This window comes from Bradyrhizobium sp. NBAIM08, from assembly GCF_020193935.1.
GTDB classification, from domain to species: Bacteria; Pseudomonadota; Alphaproteobacteria; order Rhizobiales; family Xanthobacteraceae; genus Bradyrhizobium; species Bradyrhizobium yuanmingense.
Map to the genome: position 1 here is coordinate 1 of NZ_JADYVR010000031.1, position 9,859 is coordinate 9,859.

Below are 9,859 nucleotides of genomic sequence, written 5' to 3' on the forward strand. Positions count from 1 at the left end.
TTCAGGATAAACGCCTTCTGGGCGTCCGAAAACTTCGAGGCCTTCATCGTCGTCGCTCCTCCCAGTCGAGGGATTTACGCAGCGCCAACTCTAGCCAAAAATGGTCCAGTTTGCCGGCCTCAGATCACCAGCACAAGTATCCCCAGACCGGTTTGTTGCTTGTAACGGACCGATGCGCGTCATATTGCCGCTATTGCTTTCGCAAGCGCCTAGTCGGCAAGGAGTCCGATGAAATTGCGCCCGATTTCGCAAGGGTCGCCCAATATATTCGCGACCACCCTGAAATGACGAACGTGCTGCTATCTGGAGGGGACCCATTCGTGCTCAGCACTGCCAAGCTCAATGAGATTCTTGATCATTTGCTCCCCATCAGACATTTGGAATCAATTCGATTCGGGACGAAAATGGTGGCCTATGAGCCCAAGCGTTTTGACGATTCCGCTCTACCGGCCTTGTTCCAACGACTCCAAAAAACGGGTAAGACTGCAGTAATCGTCACACACTTCGATCACATCGGCGAAATTTCGGGCTATGCGGTACGCCAAATTCAGTCCTTACGCGCACAGGGCGTACAATTCCTCAATCAGTCCGTTCTTCTCGCGAAAGTCAATGATGATCCCGAGGTGTTGGCGGCGACCTTTGCCAAATGTCATCAAATCGGAGTGCGTCCCTACTATCTTTTTCAGGGCAGGCCAGTCAAAGGCGCTTCGCACTTTCAGGTTTCATTGCGTCGCGGACTAGAGATTACGCGCGGCATCAACCAACGTCTCAGCGGCATCCAGAAGACATTCAAATACATCATGTCCCACTACACGGGAAAGATCGAGATCCTCGATCTGGGAGATGATGGTCGCGTGTATATGCGATATCATCAAAATAAGATGCCCGAAAAGATCGGGAGGATCTTTTCCCGGCCGCACGTGGAGGATGCTTGCTGGCTGGACGACTTGCCCGAGGGATGAGATCGGTGGGCGCGCAATGATGATTACTGCTGCAGAGCGCGGGGACTACCAAAGTCCGGCCGGTATACGGTCAGCGCGAGTGGTCTGTTAGCCGCGCCCTCCAGAGGAATGGCACCGTCGCAGTGACGTGGGTAGGATATTTGCATCATGTGCGAGCCGAGTGCGAGCTCGAGTGGCGGGCAAATGGTGTTGCTGCTTTCATTTCGTGAATGATCGAATGCAGTCATCAGTGGGGCGCGGTCAGTCCAGCGTCACCGGCAAGCGTAGTGGCTCCCGTGAGCAGGCGCGCAGAAATTACCGTGCCGCTCGGCGTAGCGCTGCCCGGGCGACCCTTGCTGCCGCCCTACATCTTGCCGACAGAGGTGCGCAGGTCGCTGTGCCAGAAGCATCCAAAATAGGGGTTGGAGCTTCGGGGGCGGGCTGGTTAACGCGGGCACGTGGAGCATGCGCAATATCCGAGTAGAAGTGCTGGGCTCACCATTGGGTGAACGGCTGATCGAACTAGGAATGCGAAGGTGAGAGCACCGGTACTCCGCATTGTGCCGTTGGAGGCAAGGGTTGCAGGAAATCGAGAGCCAATGGACGAGCAGCGTTGCTGCAATAGTGCGGACGAGACGCGCAAGACGATCAGCGACGAAAATAACACTGGTGCGCTGCTCGACAAGCCCCCGGCACGATAGAGCCGTTGGCTTACGTGCGCGGCCTGTGTCGACTCGCTCTCGCGGTTGGAGTTAGGGGCTTCACTGAGAGTGAAGGCATCGCCGCCAGCGGTACCGGTTCGCGCTGGAGGAATGGCGCGGCAACGGGATCTGAGAATGCCGAGTGGGTGATCATCGCTACCCGATGCTTACGGCAAGGGATCCTGGTCACAGATTCGATAGGAGCAGATCGCGACATTGTGCCCAAAGGCCGGCAACATTCCGTTGGCCTCCTGCTGGCATAAATCCTGCTCCGCCCTCAGAAAAGTTGGAAGGACCTCATGCCGTTTCGCAACTTGCCTCCGCTCGTTTTTGGCCAAGTCAAAATAAGTGTATCCTCCTACTGCAATCTTCATTGCAAACGCTGCTATGTTCCCGAACAGTATAGAAATCAATCTAGGAGACGCCGGGATCCATCACAGTTGACTATCAAGGAAATTACAAATTTCGTGGACCTCCTCGTTGAACGACATAGGTTGGAAAAAGTCATCGTAACCGGTGGTGAGCCGCTTCTCAAAATCGTGTTTCCGCGCTCTGCAGCCCTGATGGCACACGCTGCAAACAGACGGGGCATTCATGTCCAGCTGAACACTGGTGGACTTGGTCAGGTGCCAGTTCGTGATGTCGCATCAATCTTCGACGATCGCGACAAGCTTGCCTTTCAATTCAATTGTGATGCTGCAAACGCGCAGGCGCTTGACCGCGTTCAGACAAAGCGGGGAGTTCACAAAACGGCACTCCGGCAGATGGCAGAGGCAGTTAATTGCGGGGTCTTGGTGCAGGCTAGGATGATTGTGAATCGGCACAACATCCATGGGGCCTTAGACGCCTATCGCGCATTGTCATCGATCGGCGTCGACACTTTCAGAATCATGCCGATGTTCGCTGTAGGTGCCGCTCTCGACTACGAAGACGAATGTTTGGACTCGGCTGAGGAAGTTAGAGAACTTCAGACGGCACTAATCGCAATGGCTGCACAGGGCTCGACGCGCCTTGAGCTGCTAACGCCAATTCTCATCGAAGTGACAAAGCAGCCGCCGAACGTTCGATTCACCGAATGCAACTGTTATTTCGCTTCGGGCTATCTCTCTACGAACGGCGACCTCTATCCCTGTTCCTGCGCGATCGGTGATCCCGACAGCCATAAACTTGTTGTCGGAAACGTCCGGTACCCGGGGTTTGACCTAGAAACTGCTTGGGGAACCGCCCTTAAGAAATACCAGACGAACAGCTGCGCCAAGTGTCCGACTGCCCTTCTCAATCATATTGAGAGCCGTGCGCGTGCTTGCGCTTAGCCAACAGAACGGCGTACGCCACATGCCTTGACTTCAGCGGTAGTCGACGGTGCCACGGGGCCTTTCGATTACAGCTAAAAGTGGGTTTCCGGCAACGATCCGCGTCGATCAAGGCAGCGAGTTCGTTTTCGCGCGATCTTACCTGTGGGCCCATCAGCGCGGCGCCACGCTGGTCTTCTCGCCTCTCGCGGCTCGGAATGCCGACCGACAACGCCTTTATCCAGCCTCCAACTGCCGCTTCCTGGCCGAATGCCTCAACGCCCACTGGTTCATGCCCCTTCTGGAGGCCCGGAAAAATGTGGAGACTTGGCGCAATTGTCAAACCTGCATCGGAGTACCCGTCTGGCTATGCGATTGATGAGAAGAGGTTTCGCTGGTTGGGAGGCGATCCTGCGGAGGCTTTGGATTTGCCGCGCCCTTTGGTGATCGATTGAACGGCGGACGCTCTGAGGCGGCGCGGGCGAAGACCCAGTGACCATCCAACAGAGGATGAAGATATTGGATCTCTCCCGCTTTAGGCGCGAGCCGCAGCGTCTTGGATGCAATCTTCAGGATGAGCCAAGGCTTGATCCCGTCCTCCGCGGGCTTGAACACCGGGACACGGTACTTCGAGCTCATTGATGTGACGCGCACGCGGCTCCGGCGCTTGCCGTTGCCCGTCTAGCGGCCGTTGCGGTTGAGGAAGCCGCAATCAGTTCGTCGCTACCGATCAGCACCAGCTGACGCACGGCTTGGATGGCTCGGCAGAGGTGCTGCCGCGCTGTCCGCGCCGGCGCGTCGGCGAGGGCAGCTCGCTGTGGCGTCACCTCGTAGTGGACGACGAGAACGATCTCCGAGGCTACATCGGCCACGACTTTGTCGATCGGGATGCCCACGATGCACTTCTTCAGCCGTGCATTGGTTGTAGGCGCCGTTCAGACAGTCTTTAGATCAGTGGCCAGCGACGCAAGGCGTCGCTGGATCAGCGGCAGCCATCGGCCGTACGGTGTCTTGCGTTCCTCGCCACCAACCGGCTAGCAGGGGCAGCCGCATCGAATTGCTGCAAGGCCCGGTCGGCGCCATAGCACGCTGCTTCGACGTTGCGGCTGAGAGCATCGCGCATCTGATCGCGCCGTTCGCCGGCTTCCTTGGCGGCCGCGGTTGCAGCGGCGTAGCGCCCCGACGGAAAAGCAAGCAGTATCGACTGCATCATCGACGCGCAATCCGCGGAAGCCATGAGGGCCGTCGTTATCCATCCAGGCGCAGTTGTAGTGCGGGATATGGCGCCGCCACAACCAACTCGCCCCGGCGCGTCTTCTCGTAGCGGGCCGAGAGCGAGCGCTGGCGCAACGAATCCAGCTCGTACTCATTGAGGCAGCCTTTGAGCCCGAGCTGGAGGGGGCGGTGCCGTGGCTCGGCGCATAGATCGTCTCCTGATCGACCAGAACGGTATCGCCCACGCGTCTGCTGCCCGTCCCGGCTGTTGCTGGCGAAGCGCGATATTGCGGGAGCAAACCGCACCAGCCTTGCCGAGGCAAACTCCGCTACCATTCGCTCAAATCCGGCGGTCGCCGCCGGTGGCTGAACGACCCAGATCATCATCGATCACTTCTTCCTGCGACCACCCGAGCGCCATCAGCCGATCCAGAAAGCAGGGCGACTGATGGGATTCGATCTTTCAACGCCCCATCGACAAGCGGCAGAGGACGCTCAGGTGCGACCCTGGCTGAAGGCGCTATTCGCCAGACCGTCTTTCAAGGTTGTCGCGCTTGCGCAAGTCAACAAGACTTCGCGGATCATTTGCGCCCTTCTGGCGAAAGGCGGGACCTACCGGCACCCCAACCCGCTGTCGACTACTGCGGCCGCCGTCCGATGGACGCCAGTCGCCAAGGCGATCTGACCGGCGCAGGCCGGCAGAGGGCAAGGTGCAACAACAGCCGATGAACCACGGCACGAAATCCTGAAGCGAGTGAAGCTACTGCCCCCCATGCGCTAAAACGCGTGAACTTGATTTAGTTCCCCGTTGCGCGGATCTCATCGAGCCCAGCGGCCACGTGCCGCGCGCAAAGGCCGGGGATATGACGGCACGGTCCTAATGTGTGAAATCGGCTGAAGAAGCTCTTGCACGCCGGCCGTTCCACATATTGCGGGGCAGTGTCAGTGCCTCTGCAACAAAAACTGCCGGCCTTAGTAGGTTCTTTGTTCGCAGATTCTTAGATAGAGACTCGCCAGGAGCTGAATCGAGACAACGGTCTGGAATGCACCGTGATGAACCAGTCGCTGCAGTCTGGACGTTTGTCGCAAACTGAACGTGTTCAGTCCATTTCGCTCAATGAGATGCATGCACACGGATCCGCAAGATGAATGTTGACGTTTTCTCTGCTCATGAATCTAATGTTCGTCGCTATAGCCGCTCGTTTCCCACTGTCTTTACGAAGGCGCTTGGGGCGACGATTTGGGACGAGGGCGGCAAGAGCTATATTGATTTCCTTGTGGGGTCCGGCGCACTCAACTACGGGCACAACAATCCCAATATCCTTGCACCGGCAATTGATTATCTCGCGGGCGGGAACATTCTTTTGTCGCTTGATATGCACACAACGGCGAAACGTGAATTTATCGAAGTGTTTGTTGATACGATTCTGAAGCCGAGGGGTCTTTCGTACAAATTGCAATTTCCTGGACCGACTGGAACAAGCGCTAACGAAGCGGCGCTTGCGCTGGCCCGAAAATATACCGGCCGTTCCAGCGTCATGGCCTTTACAAATGCGTTCCACGGGATGTCACTTGGCTCCCTGGCTGTGTCAGGTTCAGCCTCTACCAGGGAGCTCGGCGGCGTGGCTCGCCACGATGTGATCCGCGTCCCCTATGACGGCTATGCAAACGGAGCTTTCGATTCAGCGAGTTACATCGACTACGTCCTGGGCGACCTCGGGAGTGGCATAGAAAAACCCGCCGCAATCATTCTGGAAACGATCCAGGCAGAAGGCGGCATGAACACTGCATCGGCACGTTGGCTCACGGATATTCAGCGCATCTGCCGTGACCACGGCATCGTTTTCATCGTCGACGACATTCAAGCAGGATCAGGCCGAACAGGTGATTTCTTCTCCTTCGAATTTGCAAAGATCGAACCAGACATCGTCTGTCTTTCAAAGTCGCTAAGCGGTTCGGGAAATCCGCTCTCCATGGTTTTGATTCGCCCCGACCTAGACGTATGGAAACCCGGAGAACATAGCGGCACCTTCAGAGGCAACAATCTTGCTTTCGTGACTTCAGGCGCCATGTGCAAAATGTGGTCAGACACCAAATTTACTCCTGGCGTCGAGCGGACAGCTGCCAAATTGCAACGACACCTTGATGATCTCGTCGCGAAATTCCCGAATTGCATTGAAGAAAAGCGAGGCCGCGGCCTGATGGCGGGTCTCAAGTGTCGCTCACACGCGATTGTCGACCGCGCACACGATATCGCGTTCGCAAACGGACTGCTGATTGAATCTTCGGGACCAAACCGAGACGTCATCAAAGTCCTCCCGCCGATAACAATCTCGGATGCCGAGCTCGACCGTGGCATCGCGATCCTCGAGCAGGCAATACAGGAGTAAGGCAATGGCAACTGCACAGCTGTCTCAAGTACCAGCGATCTCGCTTCTCACGACCAAGGAACGAACCGGCTCCATCAAACTTGGGGAGATCATCTCAATCCTAAAGGGTGAGATCACCGGCCTGCACATCAAACAGGCATTCAGTCCCGAGCTGGCCGAGGACATCACGACGAACTTTAATCGAAACCCCGGTCTCGAGGAGCGCAAAGATGGCGTTCCCGGCCGATATGTCGGCGCATCGCACTACAGGAGGAATGCAGCCACCTATTTTGCCGATGCGGAAAGTGCGCGTCCTTTCGTGGAAGCCCTTTTTGCGGATCTGGTAGATCCGGTCCGCGCGTTATTCGATGCGCTGAAAGGCGAGCTTCACAAACAGGGAGTTGAGTTGCGGCTGGCTCGCTCGGAGCACGGTCAAGCTAATCTTTGTCGTGCCATCTGCTGGTCTGGCGCAGGGATGTATTGCTTAGAGCCCCACGACGACGTCGCCCAAGTTCTATGTGCCGATAGCGAGATTCGGCCGGTGGCGAACAAAACGGTTGTAGCGCTGAATTTCTACCCCAGCATGCCCGATGAAGGTGGCAATCTGCGCATCTGGAGCCACAAACCGACAGAGAGTGACCGAAAATCGCAAGGCCTGGAGACTACAGGCTATCCCTTTTCGACAGCTTATCTTGAGGACCTTCCTTATCACGATTTTCAGCTCAAAGCAGGAGATATCGCGCTCATCGACGGCGGCTACGTTCATGGGGTGACCGGCCAATCAGGCAATGGCAAGCCTCGCCTTCTGCTGAACTGTTTTTTTGGGTTTGCGAGCCCAGATGTGGTTCTCTGGTGGACCTGAAGTCGGACTTGCACAGTCATGCTGGTAACATTGTGGCGACAAGGAGTTCTATCTATCGAATGTCCGGCATCAATTGGATAGCGTTGCCGCACGGACCCCTCGCCTGTTGGAATGCCGTCGCAGCGTGATAGGCGACCCGTCACAGTTCGTACGAAATGAAATGGGCATTAGGAACGATAGCAGCGCAAGTCGGTGGCGTCCTACGGCTGAACGTCGACTTTTGAAGCTTATTACGCCGTGTGAGGCTGTGCGTCACGCTTCTGTCTTAAGGTGGTCTGCTTGCAAGCGCAGTCCGCCCTTCGCAAAGCTGTACGGCTGCCCTTGCACCTGGTAAGCAAGACCGCTCTCCAAACCGTAGCAGTCTCCTCATGTGCCGCAGCGCGCAGACACGTTGAAACGCGTGGCTCCGAGCATATGCTGGCTCCTGATGATCACGACGATCCACCAACATGCGAACGGAACGGCGATCTAAGGCATCCTGGTTCAGAAACTCTGGGAGCCGGGTGACCTGCCACTGCATTTTCATCCAGCGGCAGTTAGAGTCTCGGGGTTTTGTACGCCAAGTGGCGCGGGTGGAGCAACGGACGATCGGCGGAGCTGGTCGGGGTTGCGCAGCCGATCGTCCGTTGCGGTGAGGTGGGCGGCGTAGGCCGCGGGAGTCAGGTATTTCAGCGACGAGTGGGGACGCTGGAGATTGTAGTCGGCGACCCAGTTGGCGATCTTGGCGCGGGCGTCATCGAGATCGAAGAACAGGGTCTCGTTGAGTAGCTCATCGCGCATCCGGCCATTGAAACTCTCGGCGAAGCCGTTCTGCATCGGCTTTCCCGGCGCAATGAAGTGCCAATCGATGGCTGCGTCCTTGCACCAAGCGAGCATGGCGTTGCAGGTGAATTCGGTGCCATGGTCGGACACGATCATTCTTGGCTTGCCGCGTCGCTGGACGATTGCCGTCAGTTCGCGGGCCGCGCGCCGCCCCGAGATCGACGTCTCCGGAATGGCGCCCAGGCATTCCTTGGTGACGTCGTCGACGATGTTGAGGATGCGGAAGCGTCGGCCATTGGCGAACTGGTCGTGGACGAAGTCCAGCGACCAGCGCGCGTTCGGCCTCGCCTCGACCAGGATCGGGGCACGGGTCCCCACGGCCTTGCGGCGAGCCCGCCGTTTGCGGACGGTGAGCCCTTCCTCGCGGTAAAGCCGGTAGATCCGGTTGATCCCCGATGGCTCGCCCTCCCGCCGCAGTAAGACGAACAACCGGCGATAGCCGAAACGCCGCCGCTCGTTGGCAAGATCGCGCAATCGGCCATGCAGAACTGCGTCCGGCGGGCGGCTGGAGCGATAGCGAATCATCTTCCGATCCGCCCCCACGATCGAGCAGGCCCGCCGTTCCGACAGGCTCATGACGGCCTGCAGATGCGCGATCGCAGCGCGCTTGGCGGCGGGCCCTACCATTTTTTTGAAAGGAGCTCGCGAAGTGCGGCCGCATCGAGCATCTGCTCGGCCAGAAGCTTCTTCAGCTTCCCGTTCTCCTCTTCCAAGGCCCTCAGCCGCTTCGCTTCGGAAACGTCCATGCCGCCGAATTTGGCCTTCCAATTGTAGATCGTCGCCTCGGAAACACCGTGCTTGCGAGCCAGGTCGGCTGTCTTCGCCCCAGCCTCATGCTCCTTCAATACCGCGATAATCTGCTCTTCCGTGAACCTTGCTCGCTTCATCTGTCCGTCCTTCTTCGGCCGGACTCTAACTCCTTCTGGAGGAAATACGCAGTGGCAGGTCACGGGTTGCTTTTAGCCCTCAACTTAACGCGTGCGTCAATAGCTTCGTCGGAGCGAGTCTACCGTTCCTTCCTTCGATCAAAGCTGTATTAAGAGCAAACTTGGGCGACTTGGGGCGGTGGGCCGATCGGCCCACCGGCATCGACCGTTAGATCGCCGAAAGACCAGGTTCTATTAACGTGCCGAAGGAGCGCACTGAGTTGTGGGACGCCGCATTGCGCGACACGGGCTCCAGCCTCGACCTCTCCAAGCACTGAATCCGGCAGCACAGTTCGTCGACGACGCATGTAACCGAGCCGCCGACCTTGCCCCACGGGCTTAATCCAGTTTGAAGTTGGTTCTGGCCCACGAGAAGGACCAGAGCATGAAGGCAGCCGCTTTTCGGAAGAGCAGAACATCGGGATTTGAAGGAGCACGAGGCCGGCGCCGCAAGCACGGCGTCAGCGACGCGAGCATCTACAAATGGAAGGCGAAGTTCGGTGGTATGGAGGTGTCGGAGGCCAAGCGGCTGAAGGCGCTGGAGGATGAGAACACGCGGCTGGGGCGGCTGCCATGCTCGACAATGTCGCGCTGAAGGACTTGCTGAGAAAGAATGTATGGTCCGCACCGTCCGTGCAAGGGTCGTAACAGCGAAAATGACGCTTCCAGTTGCATAAATGTATCCGGCCTCTCGCGAGCGGACTGCTGTTGCAGCCAGGCCATGATGAGAT

General features: G+C 57.7%; 8 protein-coding genes and 2 pseudogenes. 6 read left to right on the forward strand and 4 right to left on the reverse strand.

The window, feature by feature from the left end:
* The 3 genes and pseudogenes from I6F37_RS38100 to I6F37_RS38110 form a co-directional block, all read left to right on the forward strand.
* A partial coding sequence (locus tag I6F37_RS38100; RefSeq protein WP_225131512.1) for a KamA family radical SAM protein occupies window positions 1–962 on the forward strand: 962 nt, incomplete at its 5' end.
* Between the two features lie 979 nt (window positions 963–1,941).
* Entirely contained in the window at window positions 1,942–2,955 is a 1,014-nt protein-coding gene (locus I6F37_RS38105; protein WP_225131513.1) for a radical SAM protein, read from the forward strand.
* Between the two features lie 76 nt (window positions 2,956–3,031).
* Window positions 3,032–3,268, forward strand: a pseudogene (locus I6F37_RS38110) (integrase core domain-containing protein); the annotation flags it as partial.
* A gap of 5 nt (window positions 3,269–3,273) precedes the next feature.
* Here I6F37_RS38110 and I6F37_RS38115 read toward each other — a convergent pair.
* From I6F37_RS38115 to I6F37_RS38125, 3 genes are all read right to left on the reverse strand, one after another.
* On the reverse strand, window positions 3,274–3,573 hold the full coding sequence (locus tag I6F37_RS38115; protein WP_225131525.1) for a hypothetical protein: 300 nt from the start codon (window positions 3,571–3,573) through the stop codon (window positions 3,274–3,276).
* Complete coding sequence (locus I6F37_RS38120; RefSeq protein WP_225131515.1) at window positions 3,570–3,830, reverse strand: hypothetical protein; 261 nt, start codon at window positions 3,828–3,830, stop codon at window positions 3,570–3,572. The genes I6F37_RS38115 and I6F37_RS38120 overlap by 4 nt, the downstream gene beginning before the upstream one ends.
* 86 nt (window positions 3,831–3,916) lie before the next feature.
* Window positions 3,917–4,147 (reverse strand): hypothetical protein, encoded by a 231-nt coding sequence (locus I6F37_RS38125; protein ID WP_225131517.1) that lies wholly within the window; start codon window positions 4,145–4,147, stop codon window positions 3,917–3,919.
* Window positions 4,148–5,294: 1,147 nt separating this feature from the next.
* Between I6F37_RS38125 and ectB the strand changes: the two genes are divergently transcribed.
* Both ectB and I6F37_RS38135 read left to right on the forward strand, forming a co-directional pair.
* Entirely contained in the window at window positions 5,295–6,539 is a 1,245-nt protein-coding gene (ectB, locus tag I6F37_RS38130) for a diaminobutyrate--2-oxoglutarate transaminase (protein WP_225148793.1), read from the forward strand.
* A 4-nt stretch (window positions 6,540–6,543) separates the two neighbouring features.
* Entirely contained in the window at window positions 6,544–7,380 is an 837-nt protein-coding gene (locus tag I6F37_RS38135) for a hypothetical protein (RefSeq protein WP_225131521.1), read from the forward strand.
* A 522-nt stretch (window positions 7,381–7,902) separates the two neighbouring features.
* Here I6F37_RS38135 and I6F37_RS38140 read toward each other — a convergent pair.
* Window positions 7,903–9,089, reverse strand: a protein-coding gene (locus I6F37_RS38140) for an IS3 family transposase (RefSeq protein WP_225148794.1) whose coding sequence is annotated in 2 segments (ribosomal slippage) — window positions 7,903–8,837 and window positions 8,837–9,089 — 1,188 coding nt in all. Because the reading frame shifts where the segments join, the coding sequence is not laid out codon by codon here.
* A 456-nt stretch (window positions 9,090–9,545) separates the two neighbouring features.
* Between I6F37_RS38140 and I6F37_RS38145 the strand changes: the two are divergent.
* A pseudogene (locus I6F37_RS38145) lies at window positions 9,546–9,746 on the forward strand (transposase); the annotation flags it as partial.
* Window positions 9,747–9,859 lie beyond the last annotated feature (113 nt).